At 64.3% G+C, this 25,037-nt stretch carries 22 protein-coding genes; 19 read left to right on the top strand and 3 right to left on the bottom strand.

Annotation, left to right across the window (positions count from 1 at the left end; translation table 11 throughout):
* The first annotated feature begins 955 nt into the window (after window positions 1-955).
* Window positions 956-2,335, top strand: a complete 1,380-nt coding sequence (locus ACODSP_RS06525) for a peptidoglycan DD-metalloendopeptidase family protein (RefSeq protein ID WP_488964809.1) — start codon at window positions 956-958, stop codon at window positions 2,333-2,335.
* A gap of 216 nt (window positions 2,336-2,551) precedes the next feature.
* Here the strand turns inward: ACODSP_RS06525 and clpB are convergent, their stop codons facing one another.
* A complete protein-coding gene (gene clpB / locus ACODSP_RS06520; protein ID WP_488964808.1) occupies window positions 2,552-5,188 on the bottom strand; it encodes an ATP-dependent chaperone ClpB in 2,637 nt (878 codons plus the stop codon).
* A 164-nt stretch (window positions 5,189-5,352) separates the two neighbouring features.
* On the opposite strand from clpB, the gene ACODSP_RS06515 reads away from it, so the two are divergent.
* The 3 genes from ACODSP_RS06515 to ACODSP_RS06505 all read left to right on the top strand — a co-directional run bounded on the left by ACODSP_RS06515 (window position 5,353) and on the right by ACODSP_RS06505 (window position 7,975).
* Entirely contained in the window at window positions 5,353-5,919 is a 567-nt protein-coding gene (locus ACODSP_RS06515) for a methylated-DNA--[protein]-cysteine S-methyltransferase (protein WP_488964807.1), read from the top strand.
* 250 nt (window positions 5,920-6,169) lie between these two features.
* Window positions 6,170-6,934, top strand: coding sequence for an MOSC domain-containing protein (locus ACODSP_RS06510; protein ID WP_488964806.1), 765 nt, complete (start codon window positions 6,170-6,172; stop codon window positions 6,932-6,934).
* A gap of 87 nt (window positions 6,935-7,021) precedes the next feature.
* Entirely contained in the window at window positions 7,022-7,975 is a 954-nt protein-coding gene (locus ACODSP_RS06505; RefSeq protein ID WP_488964805.1) for an acetyl-CoA carboxylase carboxyltransferase subunit alpha, read from the top strand.
* Window positions 7,976-8,281: 306 nt separating this feature from the next.
* Here ACODSP_RS06505 and ACODSP_RS06500 read toward each other — a convergent pair whose 3' ends face one another.
* Together ACODSP_RS06500 and ACODSP_RS06495 are read right to left on the bottom strand one after the other, a co-directional pair.
* Window positions 8,282-9,292 (bottom strand): lipid A deacylase LpxR family protein, encoded by a 1,011-nt coding sequence (locus ACODSP_RS06500; protein ID WP_488964804.1) that lies wholly within the window; start codon window positions 9,290-9,292, stop codon window positions 8,282-8,284.
* Window positions 9,293-9,365: 73 nt separating this feature from the next.
* Window positions 9,366-10,313, bottom strand: coding sequence for an alpha/beta fold hydrolase (locus tag ACODSP_RS06495; RefSeq protein WP_488964803.1), 948 nt, complete (start codon window positions 10,311-10,313; stop codon window positions 9,366-9,368).
* A gap of 266 nt (window positions 10,314-10,579) precedes the next feature.
* Here ACODSP_RS06495 and ggt point away from each other — a divergent pair, with 266 nt between their 5' ends.
* From ggt to pheT, 15 genes are all read left to right on the top strand, one after another.
* Window positions 10,580-12,361, top strand: coding sequence for a gamma-glutamyltransferase (gene ggt / locus ACODSP_RS06490; RefSeq protein ID WP_488964802.1), 1,782 nt, complete (start codon window positions 10,580-10,582; stop codon window positions 12,359-12,361).
* A gap of 187 nt (window positions 12,362-12,548) precedes the next feature.
* Window positions 12,549-13,703, top strand: a complete 1,155-nt coding sequence (gene dapE / locus ACODSP_RS06485; RefSeq protein ID WP_488964801.1) for a succinyl-diaminopimelate desuccinylase — start codon at window positions 12,549-12,551, stop codon at window positions 13,701-13,703.
* Entirely contained in the window at window positions 13,700-14,248 is a 549-nt protein-coding gene (locus ACODSP_RS06480) for a hypothetical protein (protein ID WP_488964800.1), read from the top strand. Before dapE ends, ACODSP_RS06480 begins: the two co-directional genes overlap by 4 nt.
* Before the next feature lie 137 nt (window positions 14,249-14,385).
* A complete protein-coding gene (locus ACODSP_RS06475; RefSeq protein WP_488964799.1) occupies window positions 14,386-15,549 on the top strand; it encodes an ATP phosphoribosyltransferase regulatory subunit in 1,164 nt (387 codons plus the stop codon).
* A gap of 79 nt (window positions 15,550-15,628) precedes the next feature.
* On the top strand, window positions 15,629-16,921 hold the full coding sequence (locus tag ACODSP_RS06470; RefSeq protein WP_488964798.1) for an adenylosuccinate synthase: 1,293 nt from the start codon (window positions 15,629-15,631) through the stop codon (window positions 16,919-16,921).
* A 153-nt stretch (window positions 16,922-17,074) separates the two neighbouring features.
* On the top strand, window positions 17,075-17,275 hold the full coding sequence (gene rpmI / locus ACODSP_RS06465; RefSeq protein WP_488964797.1) for a 50S ribosomal protein L35: 201 nt from the start codon (window positions 17,075-17,077) through the stop codon (window positions 17,273-17,275).
* Window positions 17,276-17,287: 12 nt separating this feature from the next.
* Window positions 17,288-17,650, top strand: coding sequence for a 50S ribosomal protein L20 (rplT, locus tag ACODSP_RS06460; protein ID WP_054167896.1), 363 nt, complete (start codon window positions 17,288-17,290; stop codon window positions 17,648-17,650).
* A 141-nt stretch (window positions 17,651-17,791) separates the two neighbouring features.
* Window positions 17,792-18,040, top strand: a complete 249-nt coding sequence (locus ACODSP_RS06455; protein WP_488964796.1) for a FitA-like ribbon-helix-helix domain-containing protein — start codon at window positions 17,792-17,794, stop codon at window positions 18,038-18,040.
* Window positions 18,037-18,489: a type II toxin-antitoxin system VapC family toxin gene (locus ACODSP_RS06450; RefSeq protein ID WP_488964795.1), complete on the top strand. Its 453-nt coding sequence runs from the start codon at window positions 18,037-18,039 to the stop codon at window positions 18,487-18,489. The genes ACODSP_RS06455 and ACODSP_RS06450 overlap by 4 nt, the downstream gene beginning before the upstream one ends.
* A gap of 12 nt (window positions 18,490-18,501) precedes the next feature.
* On the top strand, window positions 18,502-19,578 hold the full coding sequence (pheS, locus tag ACODSP_RS06445) for a phenylalanine--tRNA ligase subunit alpha (RefSeq protein WP_488964794.1): 1,077 nt from the start codon (window positions 18,502-18,504) through the stop codon (window positions 19,576-19,578).
* A 67-nt stretch (window positions 19,579-19,645) separates the two neighbouring features.
* A complete protein-coding gene (locus tag ACODSP_RS06440; protein ID WP_488964793.1) occupies window positions 19,646-19,915 on the top strand; it encodes a type II toxin-antitoxin system Phd/YefM family antitoxin in 270 nt (89 codons plus the stop codon).
* A 2-nt stretch (window positions 19,916-19,917) separates the two neighbouring features.
* Window positions 19,918-20,373 carry a PIN domain-containing protein gene (locus tag ACODSP_RS06435; protein ID WP_488964792.1) on the top strand — a complete coding sequence of 152 codons (456 nt, stop codon included), beginning with the start codon at window positions 19,918-19,920 and terminating at the stop codon, window positions 20,371-20,373.
* An 86-nt stretch (window positions 20,374-20,459) separates the two neighbouring features.
* Complete coding sequence (locus ACODSP_RS06430) at window positions 20,460-20,837, top strand: spore germination protein GerW family protein (protein WP_488964791.1); 378 nt, start codon at window positions 20,460-20,462, stop codon at window positions 20,835-20,837.
* A 124-nt stretch (window positions 20,838-20,961) separates the two neighbouring features.
* On the top strand, window positions 20,962-21,966 hold the full coding sequence (locus ACODSP_RS06425; RefSeq protein ID WP_488964790.1) for a cupin-like domain-containing protein: 1,005 nt from the start codon (window positions 20,962-20,964) through the stop codon (window positions 21,964-21,966).
* 182 nt (window positions 21,967-22,148) lie between these two features.
* Window positions 22,149-24,542 (top strand): phenylalanine--tRNA ligase subunit beta, encoded by a 2,394-nt coding sequence (gene pheT, locus ACODSP_RS06420; protein WP_488964789.1) that lies wholly within the window; start codon window positions 22,149-22,151, stop codon window positions 24,540-24,542.
* The last annotated feature ends 495 nt before the right edge of the window (window positions 24,543-25,037 follow it).

Here is a 25,037-nt window from a genome sequence, read left to right as displayed (position 1 = left end):
TCAAGATCCGCCGCCTGCGCATCCCTTCTCAACAGATTCACTTGTCAAAGAACCATCGGCCAAAGACCGAACGACACCTATCAACCGGTTTTCACCGGTCAACCAAACCCCACCAGAAGAAGGGAAGGCATCGGAAGCAGTGGCCTCGGCCACCGCCTGACCCCTTTCATCTAGGCCTTCCGACTTACGTCGTCAACCCCAAAATCAGAGATCAGTCAACCATCGCCGCCAGAGCGTGTCCGGCGCGTCGGTGAGGCGCTTTTTAAGCACCCCGCCGATCCGTGTCAATCACTTTTTTCTGCTTTTTTTCACCGCCGTCACCGGCACCGAAAATCAACTCCAAAAGCAACCAACCAGACCGACAATCATCAAACAGTCTTAAAGACCGCTTAACAACCACCAACCATTAATGGTCAACTTCTTGTTAACTTGTATGGCCAGACAAACCAGCCAAAGAACCACCGGATACTGGCCAAAACCACCATCCGAACCCCGCTCGTCTCAGCACCGCAAAGCGCCGTCCCAAGCGGGAGCCGGGGTATAGGACAGGCAGTACCGGACTGGCAAGGGTTATTTTCAAAAAAAGTGAAACATTCGTCCTTACGCGCGTCACGCGCGCGCGATCTTATATATAGGCGCAATCATCTATGCCGGATGGCATGGGTCCCATCCGTCCCTGTACGGGCGTCAAGCCCCTAAAGAGGAGTTGGGAGCGAAGTTTTTTTCCGTCGGCCTATGTCTTTTTGCTCGCATTCCACCCCCCGGATGGGGATTATGCCAATCACATCGGTGTGGGAAGCACGGGTCCGCTGCGGCAAACGCATTCTTCGAATGAAGAGCGTCGTTGACAGTGTCGGGGCCGTCACTTCCGCGAACATCCGCCGGGTCCGTAACCCGGCAGCCAATCGGTCAAAAAAGCCAGGAGGAGCGTGGGGATGGAGGTTCGTCAGTGCTGATGAAGCGTTTTGCGATTGCGACCATTGCCCTTGCCGCCCTTGGGGGCGCCGGGACCGCCGCCTTCCTTCACTCCACCAGCCTGTCCACGTCGCCTGCGGCGTTGGAAGCCGCACCTGCCCTCGCCTCCCTGGATGCACAGCAAGGCGCCTCCGCCGCCCCCGATGCCTGGGGCGATGTCGAGAAGGCCGCCGATCCCGTGGAGCGTCGCCTGGTCAATCTGGGCCGTGGCGATACGCTGATGCAGGTGCTGCTGGAGGCCGACGTGCCGCAGCCGCACGCGCAGGAAGCCATCACCGCCCTGAAGGCCGTTTACGACCCGCGCCGCATGAAGCAGGGACAGCCCGTCGAGGTGATGTTCGATCGCACGGGCGATGAAGATCGATTCGTCGGGTTTGAGTTCCAGCCCGCCGTGGAACGCTCCGTCTCTGTCAGTTTCAATGGCGTGCGCTTCCAGGCCGCCGAAACGGCGAAGAAGCTGGGCCGCCGTGCCGTCGCCGCACAGGGGGAAATCCGTTCGTCCCTGTTCGAATCGGGCCGCGCCGCCGGCGTGCCGATGAATGTGCTGACCGAGCTGATCCGCAACTACTCCTATGATGTCGACTTTCAGCGCGACATTCAGCCGGGCGACCGGTTCGAGGTGCTGTATGAGCAGGTGGTCACCGAGGATGGTGAGGTGGTTGCCGGCGGCAATGGCAATATCCTCTATGCCTCGCTGACCCTGTCCGGCAAGGAACAGGCCATCTACCGCTATGAGGACAGCCAGGGCATCGCGGAATTCTTCAATGCCCAGGGTTCCTCGATTCGCAAGGCCCTGCTGAAGACCCCCATTGACGGCGCCCGCCTGTCTTCCGGTTTCGGCATGCGCCGCCACCCGGTGCTGGGCTATTCCAAGATGCATAAGGGTGTCGATTTCGCGGCCCCCACGGGCACGCCGATCTATTCCGCTGGTGCCGGTGTCGTGGACGAGGTCGGGCCCAACGGGTCCTACGGCAACTATATCCGCATCCGGCATAATGGTGAGATTTCCACCGCCTATGCCCACATGTCGCGATTCGGTGCCGGCATGCGCAAGGGCGCGCGCGTGGCCCAGGGCGATGTCATCGGCTATGTCGGCACCACGGGCCGTTCCACCGGTGCGCATCTGCATTATGAGATCGTGAAGAATGGACAGCAGGTCAATCCGCTGTCGGTGGCCGTGCCCACGGGCCGCAATCTGGACGGCAAGGAACTGGCCCGCTTCAAGGGCGTGATGGCCAGTCTTCAGGACCGCTTTGAGGCCGGCGGCGATCAGGCCGCCGACGGCATCGGCCTTGTCTCTGCCACGCCCAAGGCCGCCAAGCCGTCCAAGGCAAGCTGTGACCGCAAGCGCGGCTGCTGAACGTCTCCTCCACGACTTTCATGAAAAGGCCCGACCGAATCGCTTCGGTCGGGCCTTTTGCTGTTTGGGGCATCCCCCTGGCGGTTCCACCGTAGCGCGGATTAGCGAAGCGTAATCCGCGGAGCAACGCCGGGGACCGGGTTCCCGCGGATTACGGCTGACGCCTAATCCACGCTACGCAAACGGCCTGCCATCATGTCGGGTGCCTGAGGACGCTCAATGCAGGGTGCGCACCTGCCCCCAGGCCGACTCGCCGGCGGGCGGCAGGGGGCCATGGGCGGGTTCGCCCTGGATCAGCAGCCCGTCCTCATTGGCATCCACCCGCACCGGCGTGCCGGGGGCGACCTTGCCTTCCAGGATGCGGGTGGCCAGCGGGTTCTGCAATTCCCGCTGGATCACACGCTTCAGGGGGCGGGCGCCATAGACAGGATCATAGCCCTTATCGGCCAGCCATTCCTTGGCGGCACCCGTCAGTTCGAGGGTCAGCTCCCGTTCCGCCAGCATCTTGGTCAGGCGGCCTAGTTGCACCTCCACAATGCCCGACATATTGGGGCGCGACAGACGGTGGAAGATCAGGATCTCATCCAGCCGGTTCAGGAATTCCGGTCGGAAGGAGCCGCGCACCACCTCCATCACCTGCCCCCGCGCCACCGAGCTGTCCTCCCCATCGGGCAGGTTGGCCAGGAATTCGGAGCCGAGATTGGAGGTCATGATGATCAGGGTGTTGCGGAAATCCACCGTGCGGCCCTGACCATCGGTCAGGCGGCCATCATCCAGCACCTGCAACAGGATGTTGAAGACATCGGGATGCGCCTTCTCCACCTCATCAAACAGCACCACCTGATAGGGACGGCGGCGCACCGCCTCCGTCAGGGCCCCGCCCTCGTCATAACCGACATAGCCCGGCGGGGCACCGATCATGCGGCTGACCGCGTGCTTCTCCATGTACTCGGACATGTCGAGCCGGACCATCGCCGTCTCATCATCGAACAGGAACTCGGCCAGCGCCTTTGTCAGCTCCGTCTTGCCCACGCCCGTGGGGCCGAGGAACAGGAAGCTGCCGATGGGGCGGTTGGGGTCCTGCAGGCCGGCGCGGGAACGGCGCACGGCGTTGGCGACGGCCACCACCGCCTCCTGCTGGCCGATCACGCGGCTGCCCAGATGGGTTTCCATCTGCAGCAGCTTCTCCCGTTCGCCCGTCAGCATCTTGTCCATGGGGATGCCGGTCCAGCGGCTGACGACGGCGGCGATATCCTGTTCGCGCACGGCCTCGTTCAGCATGCGGTTCTGGCTGGCGGCTTCGGCCTCTGTCAGGCGCTTTTCCAGGTCGGGGATGCGGCCATAGGTGATCTCACCGGCACGCGCCCAATCGCCCGCCCGCTGTGCCTGTTCCAACTCGGCCCGCGCCCGCTCCAGCTCTTCCTTCAGCTTCTGGGCACCGGTCAGCGTGTCCTTCTCCGCCTGCCACTGCGCCGTCAGGGTGCCGGATTTCTGCTCCAGTTCCGCCAGCTCCATCTCCAGCTTCTCCAGCCGGTCGCGGGAGGCCTGGTCGGTCTCCTTCTTCAGGGCCTCACGCTCGATCTTCAACTGGATGATGCGGCGGTCCAGCTCATCGATGGCTTCTGGCTTGCTGTCCACCACCATGCGCAGGCGAGAGCCTGCCTCATCGATCAGGTCGATGGCCTTGTCGGGCAGGAACCGGTCAGTAATGTAGCGGTTGGACAGCGTGGCGGCAGACACGATGGCGCTGTCGGTGATGCGCACGCCATGGTGCAACTCATACTTCTCCTTCAGCCCACGCAGGATGGAGATGGTGTCAGCCACCGTCGGCTCCGCCACGAACACGGGCTGGAACCGCCGGGCCAGGGCCGGGTCCTTCTCAATATATTTGCGATACTCATCCAGGGTCGTGGCGCCCACGCAGTGAAGTTCACCCCGTGACAGGGCGGGCTTCAGCATGTTGGACGCATCCATGGCGCCATCGGCCTTGCCGGCCCCGACCAGGGTGTGCAGCTCATCGATGAAGACGATGATCTCGCCCGCCGCCGACTGGATCTCAGACAGGACGGCCTTCAACCGCTCCTCGAACTCGCCCCGGAACTTGGCACCGGCCACCAGGGCGCCGAGGTCCAGCGACAGAAGACGCTTGGTCTTCAGCCCCTCCGGCACGTCGCCATTGATGATGCGCAGCGCCAGCCCTTCCACGATGGCGGTCTTGCCCACGCCGGGCTCGCCGATCAGGACCGGATTGTTCTTGGTGCGCCGTGCCAGCACCTGGATGGTGCGGCGGATTTCCTCGTCACGCCCGATGACGGGGTCCAGCTTGCCATCGCGCGCCGCCTGCGTCAGGTCGCGGGCGTATTTCTTCAGGGCGTCATAGCCCTGCTCGGCGGACGCACTGTCGGCGGTGCGGCCCTTGCGCAGGCTGTTGATGGCCTCATTCAGCTTTTGCGGGGTCACGCCGGCATCGGCCAGCGCCTTGGCCGCATCGGTACCGGTGGAGAGCGCCAGCGCCAGCAGCAGCCGTTCGACGGTAACAAAACTGTCGCCCGCCTTCTTGGCCAGCTCTGTCGCCTGTTCAAAGCTGCGGACCAGTTCGCGCGTCGCGAACAGCTGGGTGCCGCCGCCTTCCACCTTGGGCAGCTTGCGCAGGGCGGCATCCACACCGGTCTCTGCCGCGCGGGCATTGCCGCCGGCACTGGTGATCAGGTTGGCGGCCATACCCTCCTGGTCTTCCAGCAGCGCCTTCAACAGATGTTCGGGCGTCAGCTGCTGATGTCCAGCCCGCGCCGCCGCCCCTTGCGCCGCCTGGATGAAACCCTGGGCGCGTTCGGTATAGTTCTTGAAATCCATAACCCACTAACTCCCCGATTTTGCCCCATCGTCCTCTCTAGGCCCGATGAATGCGATGATCCACGTCATGTGCGATCCGGGAGGATCGTATCTGATGTGGGAAGCAGGACCCAAGCCCGCAAGGGCCCGTGACGGCATCTGACCGGACGGTTATGCTACCCCGCATGAGCGACCGATATTTCCACCTGTTCGATACATCCGTCGGCACCTGCGCCATCGCCTGGGGGCCGGGCGGGCTGCTGGCCGTGCGCCTGCCAGCGGTGGAGGGCGGTGATCTGGCGGACAAGATGCGCCGGGCAGTGCCGGGGGCAATACCGGGTGGACCGGATGGGGAAGCCGCATCGGCCATCACCGGCATCCGCGCCCTGCTGTCGGGGGAGAAACGCGATCTGCTGGAAATCCGCCTGGATATGGCGGCAACCGGTCCCTTCGACCGCGCCGTTTATGCCATTGCCCGCGCCATCCCGCCGGGACAGACCCTGACCTATGGGCAGGTGGCCAAGCGGTTGCCGCCGGATGTGCTGACCGACATGCCGCCCTCCATCGTGCCGCGCGCGGTGGGGCAGTCGCTGGGCCGCAACCCCTGGCCCATCGTCGTGCCTTGTCACCGGGTGATGGCCGCGGCGGGCGGGACCGGTGGCTTCTCCGCCCCCGGCGGGGTGGATACCAAGCTGACCCTGCTGCGGATCGAGGGGGCGGCCTTGCCGGCACAGCAATTGGGCCTGTTCTGAGGTTATACCAGCGGGACGAAATCATGACCGGTGGTCAAGATTTCGTGCCCCTCAATCGCCGGCGGGCGCATCCGCGCCCTTGGCTACGCCGCATGGGCGGCGCGGCGGCAGTCGCCGCCGTACCATCGGTCATAAATTATGACCGATGGTGTTACAGGACGCGGCCCCGTAATTAGGAAACTTAATTACCGGTTTTTGGGTATTGTCCGGGTTGCGCCGTGACCGCAGGGCAGATTATCCTGTCACCATCATGTCCATCAAACTTGACACTATTCACTATTATCCCGTGAAGGGCCTGACCGCCCAGACGCTGGACCATGTCACCCTGACGCCGGGCGGCTGCCTGCCGCATGACCGGCGCTTTGCCATTCTGCATCGGGCGACGCAGTTCGACCCGCTGGAACCGGCCTGGAAGCCGAAGACCAACTTCCTGGTCCTGCTGCGGGATGAGAAGCTGGCGACCCTGCAGGCCGTGTTCGATCCCGCCACCTGCATGCTGGTCTTGAACCGCAATGGCAAGCGGGTGGCCGGCGGACGCATCGATACGGCCACGGGCCGTCTGCTGATCGATCAGTTCCTGTCCGCCTATATGAAGGATGCCGCCGTCCCCGGTCCCTACAAGATCGTGGAAAGCCCCGGCCATAACTTCACCGACATTCCGGACAAGGCCGTATCGCTGCTGAACCTCGCCTCGGTGAAGGATATCGGGCGGGTGACGCAGCGGCCCGTCGACCCCCTGCGGTTCCGCGCCAACCTGCATCTAGCGGGCCTGGAACCCTGGGCGGAGATGGCCTGGGTGGACAGGCGCATCGCCATTGGCGACACGGTCCTGTCGGTGTTCAAGACCACCACCCGCTGTGCGGCGGTGGAGGTGAACCCCGCCACGGGCGAACGCGACATGGCCCTGCTGAAGGCGCTGAAGAGCGGCTTCGACCATGTGGTCTGTGGCGTCTATGCCCGTGTCGAACAGGGCGGAGAGATCAAGCCAGGCGATGCGGTACAGGTTTTGGATTAATCCACCTCTGCGCACACACACTATGGCCCTCGGCCCCATCTCATGCTAATCAGCCCGCTTCATGCCAAGGGCGGAACAGTCACGTCGATGCATTTCCTGGAATTCGAAAAGCCGATCGCGGAGCTGGAATCCAAGATCGAGGAGCTGCGCCACCTCGCCGATGGCGGTGATCTGAACATCGCCGACGAGGTGAAGAAGCTTCAGGACAAGGTGGATAAGCTGCTGCGCGCCACCTATGCCAAGCTGACCCCAGCGCAGAAGGTGCAGGTGGCCCGCCACCCGAACCGACCGCACTGCCTCGACTATGTGCAGGCGCTGATCACCGATTTCACGCCGTTGGCCGGCGACCGGCTGTTCGGGGAAGACCAGGCTGTCATTGGCGGGCTGGGCCGTTTCCGGGGCCGCTCCGTGGTCGTGATCGGCCAGGAAAAGGGCAACGACACCGAAACCCGCGTGAAGCATAATTTCGGCATGGCCAAGCCGGAGGGTTACCGCAAGGCCCAGCGCCTGATGGCCATGGCCGACCGCTTCCACCTGCCCGTCATTTCGCTGGTCGATACGGCAGGCGCCTTCCCCGGCGTGTCGGCGGAAGAACGCGGTCAGGCAGAGGCCATCGCCAAGTCGATCGAAAGCTGCCTGCGCCTCAACGTGCCGATGGTCTCCACCATCATCGGTGAGGGCGGGTCCGGTGGCGCCATTGCCATCGCCGTCGCCGACCGCGTGCTGATGCTGGAACATTCGATCTATTCGGTGATCTCGCCCGAAGGCTGCGCCTCCATCCTGTGGCGGTCCGCCACCAATGCCGCCGACGCGGCCCAGGCCCTGCGCCTGACGGCACAGGACCTGAAGGAACTGGCCGTCATCGACCGCGTCGTGATGGAACCCATCGGCGGCGCCCATCGCCGGCGCGACGAAACGATCAGCGCGTTGGGCAATGCCATTGAGGATGCGTTGGAAGGTCTGCGCGGTCAGGACGGCGCCACGCTCCGCCAGAACCGTCGCCAGAAGTTCCTGGACATGGGCCAGAAGGGCCTGGGCTGACCCGCATAATTACTCTCGTACCGATAGACTTGTGCGCAGGTTTGACCTATATTGAAGAGGAAGGTGGGACGGAGGTTCGATCTCCACCCCACCCTCTCCTAGGCCCTTGCCCCAGCATGATGGTGACGTGCAAAACACGCCGCCGCCAGATGGGGATACGGAGCACCAGGAGACACGACAGTTTACGCATGTCGTACCTCCATAGACGGCGGGCCGCGGGATTGCGGTCCGCCGTTTTCATATTCAGCAAAAATGCGATTACAAGTCCATGCAATTTCCCGTCATTGGGGAGATTGCAAGACAGTCTCAGAACTGCCACGTCACCGCCACGGCCCCATACTCATCCCCTTCCTTCTGCCCGCTGAACTCACGGGTTCGGAAGACATGGGTATAGGTGATGCGGGCATCATAGATATTGATCGCCGCACCCGCCTGCACATCCGCGACCCAGACCTTACGGTCCACCGACCGGCTGTCGCGGAACGTATTGCCGTCCAGGAAGATGTTGCGGGCCACCGCCCGGCCCGAGAAGCCCAGGAACCAATAGAAGCCCACGGGATGGCGGGCATCGGGCTCGAAAAAGCCGCTGCCGGGCAGTGACGGCTGGATGCGGGCCGGCCCGAAATCGGCGGGCAATTGCCATCCGGCGCGCAGCATGAAGCCGGCATCGGCATAGGTGGAGACATTGCCGACCGCACCGCCGACATGGGGCATGATGTCGATGCCGAAACCGGTGGTTTCCACCAGATCATAGCGCCAGCTGCGCTGATAGGTGACGACCACGCCCGGTTCATTATGCAGCTGCGTGTCCCATCCCATGGGCTTGGGCGCGTCGGTCAGGCGGTGGACGATCTTCTGCGCCGGTTCGGCCAGCGAGGCCGGCCCCACCACGCCCAGCGTCAGCTGCAGCTGGTCCATCCGCCGGTTCGTCTCATTGATCAACCCCGCCGACCCATGCAGCCAGCCGGCATAGGGCCGCTCGTTCAAGGGCGGGTTGCGGGTTTCAATATCGCTGGGCGTGTACATATTCTGACCCGCCGCGAACACGGCCCGCACATGCCCATCCTGGGCAAAGAACGGCACCCACCGCGCCCAGCGGCGGGTCCAGTCCGGCACCTCGTCCCGCGCGGTGGTCCAGACCGCCTGCACCCCGTTGGTGTAATGGCGGTCCAGGTTATAGAACAGGTCGTTCTCCAGGATCAGGGTCAGGGTGCCCGTCTCCGCCCCTGCCGTCGGCCCGGTAATCTCCGCCCGCGCCGGCCCGGACAAGGCCAGGCCGGCCAGCAGCGACAGGAAAAGAAGGCGGGCGCGTGACATGATCGGGGATGAGCGTTGTTCAAGTTTGGTTAACGGGAATGGACCACCCGCACCCGCCCCGCAGTGACGCCCCTCACACCGGTGCGTTAATGGGTGCCCCCTGCCCGGATTCCACCGTGCTGCCCACACCCATGAACTGCCGGATCAGGGCGAAGGTGCCATCGGGATCGTCGCGGAAGGTGCCGTGCCCGCAATGCGGGAACCGGTGCAGCCGGCTGGTGGCCTTGGGCAGCAGGCCGATGATTTCCTCCGAACATTCCCACGGCGTGATCGGGTCCTGATCCCCGCACAGCATCAGCACCGGGCTTTGCGCGCGCGGCAGGCTGTCGCGGAAATCCATGCCCCACATCTCTCCGCCCTTGCCGGAGAAATGTTCCAGAACCTCTGGCCGCATGATGGACCGCGCCCGGCCCGGCCCGTCCATCGGCGCCTTCACCGTGTAATAGGGCATGACCTGGGCCGCATAGGGCAGGACCTTGTCGGCCTTGATGTCGGACCAGAAATCATCCGCCGCCTGCCCGATGGCGGGGCCGCCGCGCCGGGCAAAGGCCTTGACGATCAGGTCCAGCTGCATGCGCGCCGCCGTGGAGGACAGGATGACACCCGCCGCATGGCCCGGATGGCGGCGCATATATTCCATGGCGACGAAGCCGCCGAAACTGTTGCCCAGCACGAACGGCTTGTCGATCTCCAACGCGTCGCAGAAGCCCTTCACGTCATCGGCCCATTGCGCCAGCGTCCAGGTGGCGGGATCGCTGCCGCCGCTGCGCCCCTGGCCGCGATGGTCCAGATAGATCACCTGCGCATCCGCCGACAGGACGCTGAAGGCCGGCTTGAAACTGGCATGGTCGAAACCCGGTCCGCCATGCAGCAGCAGCAGCGTCGGCTTCTTCCGCAGACTGCCCGCGTCGGGCACAAGCTCCGCGCCTTCGACATCGAAATAAAGCGGCGCACCATTGACCATTACCCGCACGATCACATCTCCCGGAAAACGGATTTGGCGCAGGCTGGCACGGGGCATAGGCCGGCTGCAAGGGTTGCCGCCAAGGGGCGGCGGACGTACAAGCAAAGGCGCTGGGAAACTGCCAAGGGTCATGGGCCATGACCCTTGGTGGCCAGCGACCGCTGGCCCGCGCACCCATGTGCGCGTAAGCCCAAGGCGGCGGATGCCGCCGCCCGGCGTTTGAGGGAGAATGTAAACACCAAGAGCCCTGATCCAGGGCTGTTGGTATGAGTAACCAAACAGGGCGAAGGCCCGCAATCCAGGCACAGGAAGGTTATCGGACAATGGTTCAGAAGACCAAGCGCGGGCTGGCCGCGTTGTTGCTGGGGGCGTTGAGTGTCATGCCGATCATCACGGATACCGCCGTCGCCGCCGACTATGTCGATGGCGCACAGGCCGGGCGCGGTGACCGTCTGGTCGGTGCCAATTTCGCGGGCCGGTCGGAGATTATCGCCAAGAACGGCGCCGCCGCGACGTCGCAGCCGCTGGCGACCCAGGTCGCTCTCTCCATCCTGCAACAGGGCGGCAGCGCCGTTGACGCGGCCATCGCGGCCAATGCCACGCTGGGTCTGGTCGAACCCACGGGCAGCGGCATGGGCGGCGACCTGTTCGCCCTGATCTGGGACCCCAAGGCACAGAAGGTCGTGGGCCTGAACGCCTCGGGCCGCGCGCCGAAGGGTCAGACGCTGGACGATCTGGTCAAGCGTCTGGGACCGGGCAAGATGATCCCGTCCCATGGTTCCCTGTCGGTGACCGTCCCCGGTGCCGTCGCCGGCTGGTTCGAACTGCACAAGAAATACGGCAAGCTGCCCATGGAAAAGGTGCTGGCACCCGCCATCGCCTATGCCAATGACGGTTTCCCCCTGTCGCCCTTCATCGCCAAGGGCTGGGCTGCCAATTTCAAGCGCTTTGATCAGATGGGGCGCGTGATCGAGGAACTGGACAATGCCCGCAAGACCTATCTGATCGACGGCAAGGCCCCCGTGGCGGGCCAGATCTTCCGCAACCCGGACCTCGCCAAATCCCTGTCCATCGTCGCCAAGGGCGGCCACGACGCCTATTACAAGGGCCCCATCGCCAAGACCATCGACGCCTATATGAAGCGGATCGGCGGCCCCCTGCGGTACGCGGACTTCGCGGATTTCAAGGCGCAGTGGGTGGAACCCATCTCTACCAACTATCGCGGTTACGACATCTGGCAAATCCCGCCCAACGGCCAGGGTCTGGCCACGCTCCAGATGCTGAACATCCTGGAAGGTTACGATCTCAAGGCCATGGGCCATAACAGCGCCGATTTCATCCATGTCTCGGTGGAGGCTAAGAAGCTGGCCTTTGCCGACCGCTCGCGCTGGTATGCTGATCAGGAGTTCGTGAAGCTGCCGATCAGCACCCTGATCTCCAAGGACTATGCCGCCAAGCGCCGCGCGCAGATCGACATGAAGAAGGCCGGCACGCCCGAAACCGGCATCATGCCGGAAAGCCATGACACGATCTTCCTGTCCACCGCCGACAAGGATGGGCTGATGGTTGCACTGATCCAGTCCAACTATCGCGGCATGGGTTCCGGTCTGGTGCCCGACGGTCTGGGCTTCATGTTGCAGGACCGCGGCGAACAATTCGCCCTCGATCCTAAGCACCCCAATGTCTATGCGCCGGGCAAGCGCCCCTTCCACACCATCATCCCCGGCTTCGTGACCAAGGATAACCAGCCCTTCGCCGCCTATGGCGTAATGGGTGGCGGCATGCAGCCGCAGGGCCATACCCAGGTCCTGGTCAACATGATCGATTTCGGCATGAATGTGCAGGAAGCCGGCGACGCCGCCCGCTGGCAGCATGAAGGCTCGCCTGAACCCACCGGTGAGGCCGGTGACGGTGTGGGCATCGTCTATGTCGAACAGGGCGTGTCGCCGGCGGTGATCGAGGAGTTGCGCAAACGCGGCCACAAGGTGGAGGTGAAGCCCGGCCTGCATTATGGCAGCTATGAAGCCATCGTCCGCGACCATGTGAACGGCGTCTACCGCGCCGGCACCGAAATGCGCGTCGACGGCCACGCGGCGGGGTATTGATCCTGCCCCACCTGTCGTCATCCCGGCGAAAGCCGGGACCCAGGAGCCAAGCGCCCGACCTTCCCGCAGCGCCACTCCGCGTAGCGTCAAGGTTCTATCCCGTGGCCCCTGGGTCCCGGCTTTCGCCGGGATGACGACAGGTGCTTTCTGTTAGACCTAATCATCTTTCCTGCCAGAGCCCGTCCCCATGACCATCGACCCCGTCGCCCTGACCCAGGACCTGATCCGGTGCCCCAGCGTCACCCCAGCCGATGCCGGCGCGCTGGGTGTGTTGCAGCGGCTGCTGGAGGGCATGGGCTTTGCTTGCAAACGGCTGGTGTTTGAAGAGGCGGGAACCGACCCGGTCGATAATCTCTATGCCCGCCTGGGCACTGGCAGCCCCAATTTCTGCTTCGCCGGACACACGGATGTGGTGCCGGCGGGTGATGCCGCCGCCTGGACCGTTGATCCTTTCGGTGCCGAAATCATCAACGGCAAACTTTACGGTCGCGGTACGTCCGACATGAAGGGCGCCATCGCCGCCTTCACATCCGCCGTAAAGTCGTTTCTGGACCGGAATGGTACGCCTGACGGCTCCATCTCCCTGCTGATCACGGGGGATGAGGAAGGGCCCAGCATCAATGGCACCCGCAAGGTGCTGGACTGGATGCAGGCGAACGGAGAGGTGATCGACGCCTGTCTGGTGGGCGAGCCCACCAACCCCCGCGCTATGGGTGACATGATGAAGATCGGGCGGCGCGGGTCGGTGACGGCCACGCTGACCGCCTATGGTGCGCAGGGCCATGTCGCCTATCCGCATCTGGCCGACAATCCCCTGCCGCGCCTGACCAAGGCCCTGTCCATGCTGGCCGACAGCCCGCTGGACGAAGGCACCCCGCATTTCCAGCCCAGCACGCTGGCCATCACCACCATCGATGTCGGCAACCCAGCCAGCAACGTGATCCCGGCCAAGGGCACGGCCAAGTTCAACATCCGCTTCAACGACCTGCACACGCCCAAAAGCCTGGAGGCCCATATCAGGGACGTGTTGGAGGAAGTGGGTGGGGCCTGGGACCTGAAGATGGCGGTATCGGGGGAGGCGTTCCTGACCCCGCCCGGCGCCCTGGTCGCCACCGTCGCCGGGGCCGTTACCGCCGTGACGGGCAAGACGCCGGAACTGTCCACGTCGGGCGGCACGTCCGATGCCCGCTTCATCAAGAATTTCTGCCCCGTGGTGGAATTCGGGCTGGTCGGCCAGACCATGCACAAGGTCGATGAACATGTGGATGTCGCCGATATCCGCACCCTGGCCGCCATCTATGACCGTGTCCTGGCCGATTTCTTCGGCAAGGCGGCGGCATGATCCCCCTGGTCGGGGCCATCCGGCTGGCCGCGCTTGATGGGCGCGGCATCGGCTTTTTCGATCCGTCACCGGCGGCGGCCTGGCGCAATCTGGTGCTGCTGGTGCCGCTGCTGCTGGCACAGGGCGTGTCCGACCTGATGGCACTGCCCGATGGGGTGGAGGTCACGACATATCTGCTGCTGTCGGCGTCGGTGTCGGCGGCGCAGATGACGGGCTATATGCTGGCCGTGTCGCAGATCCTGGCCGGCACGGGGCGCGGCGACCGCTTCCCCCTGTTCGTCTCCACCTACCTCTGGTGCAGCATCGTCAGTACGGCGGCGGGTCTGCTGGCCCTGGCCGTGGCCCTGGAATCCACCCTGCCCGTCGCCAATGGCATCGGCATCGGTCTGGTCCTGTGGAGCCTGGCCTATAGCTGGTTCAGCGTTCGGGCAGCCGTCGGCTGCCCCGGTGCCGTCGCCGCCGGTCTGGTCGTGCTGGAAATCCTGACCGTGCTGGCCACCAACAGCCTGCCGCTGCAACTGGCACAGGCGGCGGCGAAGGGTTGATGTGCCACGCAAGGCTGCCCGCCCGCCCGTGCGGGGTGTTTGCATTTGCGTGAAACCGGTCCCTGGGCTAAGACCGGTTACCGGTGTTGGGGTTCCTCCCTTCGCTTGACGGCACTCACCATCGGTAAGCTCAAGACATGACCGATACGCCCACCAAGGCCCTGGCGGCCAAGGCGCTGCTGCCCACCGGACTGCGCGACCTGCTTCCCCCGGATGCAGAGCATGAGGCGCAGGTCACAGGCCGTCTGCTGAAGGAATTCCATCGCCACGGCTATGAGCGGGTGAAGCCGCCGCTGGTGGAGTTCGAGGAAGGGCTGCTGTCCGGCTCCGCCGCCGGCCTTGCCAACCAGACATTCCGCATCATGGACCCCGTGTCGCAGCGGATGATGGGCGTGCGTTCCGACATGACGCCGCAGGTTGCCCGCATCGCCACCACCCGCCTGCGCAAGGCACCGCGCCCGCTGCGCCTGTCCTATGCAGGGCAGGTTCTGCGCGTGAAGGGCAGCAGCCTGCGCCAGGAACGGCAGTTCGGGCAGGTCGGTGTGGAACTGATCGGCCCCGACCGGGCCGAGGCGGATGCAGAGATCATCCTGCTGGCGGCCAGCGCCCTGTCATCGGTGGGTGCCAAGGGCATTTCCATCGACCTGACGGTGCCGACGCTGGTGCCGGCTGTGGCCCGCGCCCTGTCCCTGTCGGACGATGATTATGCCCGCCTGCGCGCGGCCCTGGACCATCGTGACGCCGCCGTTGTCGCCGATGCCGCCGGCCCGCATGCCCCCCTGTTCCTGTCCATCCTGAATGCCAGCGGCCCGGCGCCTGCGGCGGTGGAACGGCTGTCGGCGGTGGACCTGCCCGATGTGGCCAAGGCCGCACGTCAGGAACTGGCTGATGTCGTGCGCCTGATCGCGGCGGCGGCACCGGGCCTGTCCGTCACCATCGATCCCGTGGAAATGCGCGGGTTTGAGTATCAGACGGGCGTCAGCTTCACGATCTTCGCGCGCGGTGTGCGGGGCGAACTGGGCCGCGGTGGCCGGTATCGCACCGGCGGGGCCGACCCGGTGGGCGAACCCGCCACGGGCTTCACGCTCTATACCGACACCGTCCTGCGCGCCCTGCCCGGCCCCACGCCGGTCAAACGGGTTCTGCTGCCGCTGGGCACCGATTATGCCGAGGCGCAGGCCCTGCGCGCCCAGGGCTGGCACACGGTTGCCGGCATGGAGGCGACTACCGATCTGGTCGCGGAGGCCAAACGCCTGTCCTGTTCACATCTTCTGACAGCGGACGGGCCCACGCCCGTCTGACCCTTTGACCGAAACCAACCAAGGGTACGGGCCCAACCGGGCCACGGAACCCGGACGTCTCACGCAAGCGAGGAATATCATGGCCAATGTGGCGGTCGTCGGGTCCCAATGGGGCGACGAAGGCAAGGGCAAGATCGTCGACTGGCTGTCCAGCCGGGCCGATGTCGTGGTCCGCTTCCAGGGCGGTCACAATGCCGGCCATACGCTGGTGATCAACGGCGTCGTCTATAAGCTGTCGCTGCTGCCCAGCGGCGTGGTCCGCCCCGGCAAGCTGTCGGTGATCGGCAATGGCGTCGTCGTCGACCCCTGGGCCCTGCTGAAGGAAATTGCCGCCATTCAGGAAAAGGGCGTGACGATCACACCCGAAACCCTGCTGGTCGCCGAAAACTGCGCCCTGATCCTGCCGCTGCACAGCGCCGTGGACAAGGCGCGTGAGGAAGCGCGCGGCGTCAACAAGATCGGCACCACGGGCCGCGGCATTGGCCCGGCTTACGAGGACAAGGTCGCCCGCCGCGCCATCCGCGTTTGCGATCTGGCCGACGAGGCGGTGCTGGAGCACAAGGTCGAACAGCTGCTGTTCCACCACAATGCCCTGCTGCGCGGCCTGGGCGCGGAAGAACTGAGCAAGGATGAAGTCCTGGGTCAGCTCCGTGAGGTGGCGCCCAAGCTGCTGCCCTACAGCGCCGTTGTCTGGAAGCGCCTGGACGAGGCCCGCCGCCAGGGCAAGCGTATCCTGTTCGAAGGCGCCCAGGGCGCCATGCTGGACGTGGATCACGGCACCTACCCGTTCGTGACCTCGTCCAACACAGTGGCCGGCAATGCCGCCGCCGGGTCGGGCATGGGGCCGGGTGCGGTCGGCCATGTGCTGGGCATCACCAAGGCCTATACGACGCGCGTCGGCTCCGGCCCCTTCCCCACCGAACTGCATGATGAGATTGGCGACAAGATCGGCCAGCGCGGGCATGAGTTCGGTACCGTCACGGGCCGCAAGCGCCGCTGCGGCTGGTTTGATGCCGTCATGGTGCGTCAGGCCATCAAGACTGGCGGCATCACCGGCATCGCCCTGACCAAGCTGGACGTGCTGGACGGGTTTGACGAGCTGAAGGTCTGCACAGGCTACAAGCTGAACGGCGAAGTGATCCAGCATCTGCCCGCCGGCCAGACGGCCCAGGCGCAGGTGGAGCCGATCTACGAAGTGTTCGAAGGCTGGAGCGAAAGCACCCAGGGTGCCCGCTCCTGGGCCCAGCTTCCCGCCGCCGCCATCAAATATGTGCGCCGGATCGAGGAACTGATCGAGGCGCCGGTGACCCTGCTCTCCACCAGCCCGGAGCGCGACGACACCATCCTGATGCGCGATCCGTTTGAGGATTGAGGAGGATTCGCCGGGTGCCTATGTGGACTCCGCTTACCTTGGCACCTTGCCAAGTTCCGGCACCTCCTCTATAAGCACCCGCTCCATCGGACGGTGCGGCCGGGCGAGAAGCCCGGGGCATGCCCACCGTCCACATGTGAAGAAGGACCGAAAATGCCCAAGTTGAAGAACCATTCGGGCGCCAAGAAGCGGTTTAAGTTCACCGCTTCGGGCAAGGTGAAGGCCCAGGCCGCCGGCAAGCGCCACGGCATGAGCAAGCGCACCCTGAAGATGAAGCGTAACGCACGTGGTACGTTCGTTATGTTCAAGGCCGACGGCGAGAAGATCGCCGAGAATTTCCTGCGGGTTAAGTGAGAGGACTGACCTATGGCACGCGTTAAGCGGGGCGTCACCACTCACGCCCGTCACAAGAAGATCCTGAAGCTCGCCAAGGGCTATCGTGGTCGCGGTTCCAAGTGCTATCGCGTTGCGATTGAAAAGGTCGAAAAGGCGCTTCGTTACGCCTATCGCGACCGTCGCAACAAGAAGCGCGATTTCCGCGGCCTGTGGATTCAGCGTATCAACGCCGGTGCGCGTCTGCACGGGCTGAAGTACAGCACCCTGATCCACGGCCTGAAGCGCGCTGGCATCGAACTGGACCGTAAGGTTCTGTCCGACATCGCCGCCCGCGAGCCGGAGAGCTTTAAGAGCCTGTGCGCACAGGCTGAGGCTGCTCTCAAGGCCGCCTGATTTCCGGTAACGGATCTCAGAACGGTTGCAAGTTGAAAGGGGGAGCAGGCCCGGCGGGCCCGCTCCCCCTTTTGCTTGTGCGCGGCAGGCAAACGGTTTTTTGTGCTAATCTCATCCGGTCATGCGTGACGGGAGGTTTCCATGGGTTCACTGATGATCCGCAACCTTGATGACAGCTTGATCAAGGGACTGGAGGACCAAGCGCTACGGTCGGGACGAACCCTGGACCAGGAGGTCGCGCTCATCCTGAAGGGCGCGATTCGGCCCGCTCCCGTTGATCGCGCCGAGCTGTTTGCGCGCATGGATGCCTTCCGGGCATTGACCGCTGGCAGGTGCACTGTCCCGTCGGAGGTCTTGCTGCGCGAAGATCGCGACCGCGACGACAGATGAGCTACGTAGTGGACGCCAGTGTTGCGATCAAACTGGTGATCGACGAACCAGGATCGGAACAGGCTTTACCCCTGCGTGATCATGATCTTTTCGCACCCGACCTGATGTTTGCGGAGATTACCAATATCCTTTGGAAAAAGGTCCGGCGCGGCGATCTGACAGCCGAGATGCTGGCAACGGCGACAGCCTTGTTCCAGCAGGCACCGATCAAGTCGATCCCTTGTCAGAGCTTGGCTGATGAAGCGCTTGATCTGGCATTGAGTCTGGATCACCCAGCCTACGATATGTTCTATGTTGCGCTGGCCCGCCTTTTGGGCGTGCCCTTGATTACAGCCGACATGAAACTGGTGCAGCGATTGCGGTCCGGTACACGGGATCGAGATCCCGCGTGCCGCGTCGTCAGTCTCACCGAATTCCAACCGGGCGCTTCCGCCCCCTCCCTTTCCTGATCCGGACCCCTCATGGACACGCTCGATACGCTCAAGGCCGAAACCCTGGCCACCATCGCCTCTGCCAATGACAGCGCCGCCCTGGAAGAGGTGCGGGTTGCCGTCATGGGCAAGAAGGGTTCCATCACGGCCCTGATGGGCGACATGCGGTCCCTGACCCCGGAGGAGCGCAAGGCAAGGGGTGCGGCACTGAACGCCGTCAAGACTGCCGTGGAGGCCGCGATCGAGGGCCGCCGGGGCGAGCTAAAGGGTATCGAGTTGGAGCGCCGTCTGGCGTCGGAACGGATCGACGTCACCCTGGCCGCCCGCCCCGAAACCCAGGGCCGCATCCACCCGATCAGCCAGACGGTGGACGAGATGGTGGCCATCTTCGCCGCTATGGGCTTCACCGTCGCCGAAGGTCCGGATATCGAGACGGACTTCAACAATTTCACGGCGCTGAACATCCCGCCGGAGCATCCGGCCCGTCAGATGCACGACACCTTCTATCTGCCGCCGTCCGCAGAAGGTGCTGCACGTGTGCTGCGCACCCATACCAGCCCGGTGCAGATCCGCACCATGCTGAAGAACAAACCGCCGATCCGCATCATCGCGCCGGGCCGCACCTATCGCTCCGACTATGATCAGACACACACGCCCGTCTTCCATCAGATCGAAGGTCTGGTGATCGGCGAGGATATCCATATGGGCCATCTCAAGGGCTGCATCCTGGAGTTCTGCCGCGCCTTCTTCCAGATCGACGACCTGCCCATCCGCTTCCGCCCCAGCTTCTTCCCCTTCACCGAACCGTCGGCAGAGGTGGATATCGGCTGCTCGCGCAAGGGCGGAGAGCTGAAGCTGGGCAACCATGGCGACTGGCTGGAAATCATGGGGTCGGGCATGGTCCACCCCAAGGTGCTGGAAAATTGCGGCATCGACAGCACCAAGTATCAGGGCTTTGCCTTCGGCATGGGGATCGAGCGCGTGGCGATGCTGAAATACGGCATCCCCGACCTGCGCTCCTTCTTCGACGCCGACCTGCGCTGGCTGCGCCATTACGGCTTCGTACCGCTGGACCAGCCGAACCTGGCGCAGGGTCTGTCGCGGTAAGGTCTTGCCAAGCTGGCAGACCGGTCCCAATGTAGTGATATCCACTATATTGGGACCGGAGGGTGCCATGACCGCGTATCGCCAACCGCAAGGTGAGCGGTCCGTCACAGCAGCGGAGGCGAACCGCCACTTCTCCCACATTCTCCGGGATGTGCGGCAGGATGGTGCCCGCTTCCTGGTAACATCCCATGGCACGCCCGTTGCCCGCATCGTTCCCACAGATGGGGCCGACGATGCAGCCACAGCGGAACAGGCAAAGGCAGCACTCCTGCAACGGCTGTCACAGCAGCCCGTGGTGGTGGGCGAGCCGTGGACCCGTGACGAGCTTTACGACTGATCATGCGTGTCGCCATCGACACCAATATCCTGGTCTACGCCGAAGGCTTCGTGGGTAGCGGCGCTGATCGGGATAAACCCGCGATGGCCCGCAGGGTGCTTGCCGCCCTACCGGTCGGGAGGGTCATCGTTCCGGTACAGTGCCTTGGCGAGCTGTTCCGCGTCCTGGTCTCCAAAAAGCGGTTGAACGCCGCCGACGCGCGCGACAGGGTCCTGGAATATCGGACCCTTGGAGGGAGCGCCCCCACCAGTGACATGGTGCTGATCCGTGCGACCGATCTTGCCGTGGATCATCAGGTGCCGTTATGGGACGCTATCATCCTGTCCGCAGCCTCCGAGCAGGGGTGCCTACTGCTTTTGTCGGAAGATTATCAGGATGGCTTCACCTGGGGTGGCGTCACAGTGGTTAACCCCTTCACCACCGCCCCCCACCGCCTGCTTGCCGGCCTGTTCGCCTGAGTCGCAGCCCAGAGCTCTTTCGCACTTGCGAAATGTTTTTGATGGCATAGCATCACCCGTACGCAACCCATAAGGAGGTTCGGGTGATGCTTCCCTCCCTGTTATCTGCCAATCCGCTGTTGACCCCCTTCGTCACCGACCCGGCACAGTTGATGATGACCGCCACCATGACGGCATTCGAACAGTTGCTGGGTAAGGGTGTGCTGGGCACGCCCGTGACCGTGGGCGATACGACCATTGTCCCGGTCACCATCACCACCTTCGGCGTCGGAACGGGCGGCGGTTCGCTGTTCGGGGAGCCGGTGGGCGGCGGCGGGGGCGGCGGTGTCATTCCAGTGGCACTGATCATCGTCACGCCCGACGGCACCCGGATCGAGCAGTTGCCGAAGGAAACCACGGCCGTTGCCCTGGAAAAGCTGACCGACATGGCCAAGGAGATGGGGGGCCGCCGCGAAAAGCGCTGAGCGGACCTTGCCAGGAAGGTCCGCGCGCTTCATTGTGCCGCCGGCCACCGGTTTTCGGGGAGTGCGGCCTTGCTATTCGCGCGCAATCCCCCGTCACCCAGGGCAGGTGTAGCGGGAGCAAGCGATGGAAACGGGCCTGGATGAATATCACGGCGTTGACGCCGCGCGGTTCCAGATGGAAATCCAGCCGCGTTATCGCCCCGCCGTGCTGCGCGGTCTGGTCGCCCATTGGCCCGTGGTGAAGGAGGGGCGGACCTCTCCCCAGGCACTGGCGCAGTATCTGAAAAGCTTCGACCGTGGCGAACTGACCGAAAGCATGCTGGGGCCGCCCGCCATCAAGGGCCGGTTCTTCTATCGCGATGACATGCGCGGCTTCAATTTCGAACGGCGGCAGGAAACGCTGACCGCCGCCATCGACCGGCTGCTGGCCCATCTGGACCATCCCGCCCCGCCCGCCTTCTATACCGGTTCCGTGCCCACGGATGTGAACCTGCCGGATTTCGGGCGCGATAATACGATGGACCTGATCCCCCGCTCCACCGGCGCGCGCATCTGGATCGGCAATTCCGCCACCATCTCCACCCATTACGATCAGTCGGACAATATCGCCTGCGTTGTGGCCGGCCATCGCCGCTTCACCCTTTTCCCGCCCGAACAGCTGCCCAACCTCTATGTCGGGCCGCTGGATTACACGATGGCGGGGCAGCCCAGCAGCATGGTCGATCTGGCCAATCCGGATTTCACCCGCTATCCCCGCTTCCGCGCGGCGCTGGATGCCGCCATTACCGTCGATTTGGAACCCGGCGACGCGATCTATATCCCCTCCATGTGGTGGCACAATGTCGTCTCCACCGGCCCGTTCAATGTGCTGGTGAATTACTGGTGGAACGATGCCAAGCCCTGGGCCGGCAACCCGTTCCAAGCCCTGGTCCATTCCATCATGGCCATGGGGGAGATGCCGGCGGAGCGGCGGGAGGTGTGGCGCGACGTCTTTGACCATTACGTCTTCCATCGCAATGGCGACCCGATGGCCCACATGGCGCCCGAACACCGCTCCGTCACCGGGCCCCTGACACCACGTCTGGCCCAATATATAAGGGGCTGGCTGCTGCGCTGCCTGGGCGGCTGACCCCGCCCCCATCGGCATCCCCGCAGCGGTGGCGGATCAGGGTTGCCGGCGCTGACTGCCTGCCCGGCGGCAGGACGGTCTTACCTGCGGCCCTTGGCCCGTGTTACACCCGTGGACGATATCGCCCCCCGCTGCCCGCCGGCCCGCCCGGCGGCAGGGACGTTTGCATCAGGACCATTCCCATGAAGTTCACGCTTTCCTGGCTGAAGACGCATCTCGACACCGACGCCACGCTGGATCAGATCACCGACGCGCTGACGGCCTTGGGCCTGGAGGTGGAAGGGGTTGAGGATCGGGGTGCCGCCCTGTCGGCCTTCCGCATCGCCCATGTCGTCTCCGCCGAAAAGCACCCGAACGCTGACAAGCTGCGCTTGTGCATGGTCGATACCGGTGCCGGCGACCCGGTGCAGGTGGTCTGTGGCGCGCCCAATGCGCGGGCCGGCATCAAGGTGGTCTTCGCCGCTCCCGGCACCAAGATCCCCGTCTCTGGCGACACCCTGTCCATCGGCACCATCCGTGGCGTGGAAAGCCGGGGCATGATGTGTTCGGAGCGGGAGCTGCTGCTGTCCGACGAACATAATGGCATCATCGAGTTGCCGGAGGATGCGCCCGTGGGCGGCTCCTTCGCCGATTGGCGCGGCCTGTCCGATCCGGTGATCGAGATCGCCCTGACGCCCGACCGCGTCGATTGCGCCGGCGTGCGCGGCGTGGCCCGTGACCTCGCCGCCGCCGGCCTGGGCACACTGAAGCCGCTCGCCGCCACGCCCGTGACGCCCGCCTTCGACAACCCGCTGAAGGTCAATCTCTCTCACCCCGGCTGCCCGCAAATCGCCTTCCGCCTGATCCGGGGTGTGAAGAACGGCCCCAGCCCGAAATGGCTGGCCGACCGGTTGCTGGCCGTGGGTCTGCGCCCGATCAGCGCCCTGGTCGATATCACCAATTATTTCAGCCTGGACCTGTGCCGCCCGCTGCACGTCTTCGACGCGGCCAAGCTGACCGGCGGCATCACCCTGCGCGCCACGGCGGACGGCGACAAGCTGCTGGCCCTGAATGGCAAGGAATATGCCCCGCCCGCCGGCCTGATCGGCATCTATGACGACACGCACATGATCTCCATGGCTGGCGTTATGGGCGGGGAAACCACGGGCGTCACCGCCGATACGACCGATGTCGTGCTGGAAGTGGCGACGTTTGAGCCGGTGCGCATTGCCGAGGCGGGCCGCGCCCTGCAACTGGACAGCGACGCCCGTTACCGGTTCGAGCGTGGCGTGGACCCGGCCAACATCCTGGAAAAGGTCGAGCTGGCCACCGCCCTGATCCTGGACCTGTGCGGCGGTTCCGCCGGCGCCGTCAGCCTGACCGGCACCGAACCCGCCTGGCAGCGTACCCTGACCCTGCGCCCGGCCCGCGTGGCGGCATTGGGCGGGGTGGATGTGCCGGTCGATGAACAGGTCCGCATCCTGTCCGTCCTGGGCTTCACCGTCACCCGCCGGGATGATGGCGTGCTGGTGGCCGAGGTCCCGTCCTGGCGCCGCGATGTGGAGGGTGAGGCCGATCTGGTGGAGGAGGTGTTGCGCGTCAACGGCTTCGACAAGATCCCGGCCACGCCGCTGCCGCGTGAGGTGGGCACCCCCGCCCCGGCGCTCACCCATGATCAGCGCCGCCGCTTCAACGCCCGCCGGGCCGCCGCGGAGCGCGGATTGCTCGAGTCGGTGACATGGTCCTTCGTCGATCCCAAGGTCGCGGCCCTGTTCGATGGCGACAAGGATGAGCTGCGCCTGCTGAACCCGATCAGCGCCGATCTGGCCGTCATGCGCCCGTCGCTGCTGGGTACCCTGGTCCCCGCCGCTGGCCGCAACGCCGCCAAGGGCTTCAAGGATGTCGGCCTGTTCGAGGTTGGCCCCGCCTTCCGCGACGGGTCCGAAAAGGGCCAGGATCTGGTGGTGGCCGGCGTGCGCGCCGGTGCCGCGGTGCCCCGCAACTGGTCCAAGGGCGAACGCCCCGTCGACGCCTTTGATGCCAAGGGCGACGCCATGGCCATTCTGGAGGCTGCCGGCGCCCCCGTCGCCAACCTGCAGGTCACGCGCGATGCGCCCGGCTGGTACCATCCGGGCCGTTCCGGCACCCTGCGCCTGGGCCCCACGGTCCTGGGCCGCTTCGGCGAGTTGCATCCCGCCCTGCTGGAGGCGCTGGACGTGACCGGTCCCGTGGTGGCGTTCGAACTGTTCCTGGATGCCGTGCCGGCACCCAAGAAGAAGGCTGGCACTGCCAAGCCGCTGCTGGCTCTGTCGCCGTTCCAGCCCGTGGACCGTGACTTCGCCTTCCTGGTCGCCAACAGCACCGACAGCGACAAGCTGCTGAAGGCTGCCAAGGGTGCCGACAAGCTGCTGATCAGCGATGTCACCATCTTCGATATCTATGAAGGCAAGGGTGTGGAGCCCGGCTTCAAGTCGGTGGCCCTGTCGGTCACCTTGCAGCCGGTCGACAAGACCCTGACCGACAAGGAAATCGAGGATGTGGCCACCAAGGTGGTGGCCGCCGTCGCCAAGGCCACGGGCGCCAGCTTGCGCGGCTAACCCGCGTTCGGTTGCAATCGGCTTGATCAAGAAAGGGGTACCACGCAGTGGTACCCCTTTTTTCATGCCTATTATGCCGTGATCGCATGTCAAACACGCCGGCTTACGCAGATGACAGCCTTACATAACGTTTACGGAAGGTAGGGTAAAAGCCGCCTTTCCTATCGGTAATTTCATGACTTCATTACAGGCAGGAAAGGAATTTCTTAGAGAAATGATGATTTCACCCTGCACGCACCCCCATTTCACTTGCGCTTGCACAATAAATAATCACCATAGATAAAATTCCATTCAAATACACATTGCACTTTTTCCAAGTCACCATCAACAAAACACCGTCACACCTCTGTCACATCCCTTAGCAAACATAGGAAAAGTGCCCCTTCCCATCTGTTGCCCTCTTGGCTTGACTGTCCAAACACCGTTACAGTGCAAGAAAACAAAAATGGCGCCCCAAGCCAGTTCAGGGCGGGCAAGCCGAAAAAAGTATCGGGA

This window comes from Niveispirillum sp. FG156 (assembly GCF_057809555.1).
The sequence above is the reverse complement of the archived record's forward strand: the minus strand, read 5'-3'. Positions and strand labels throughout refer to the sequence as shown.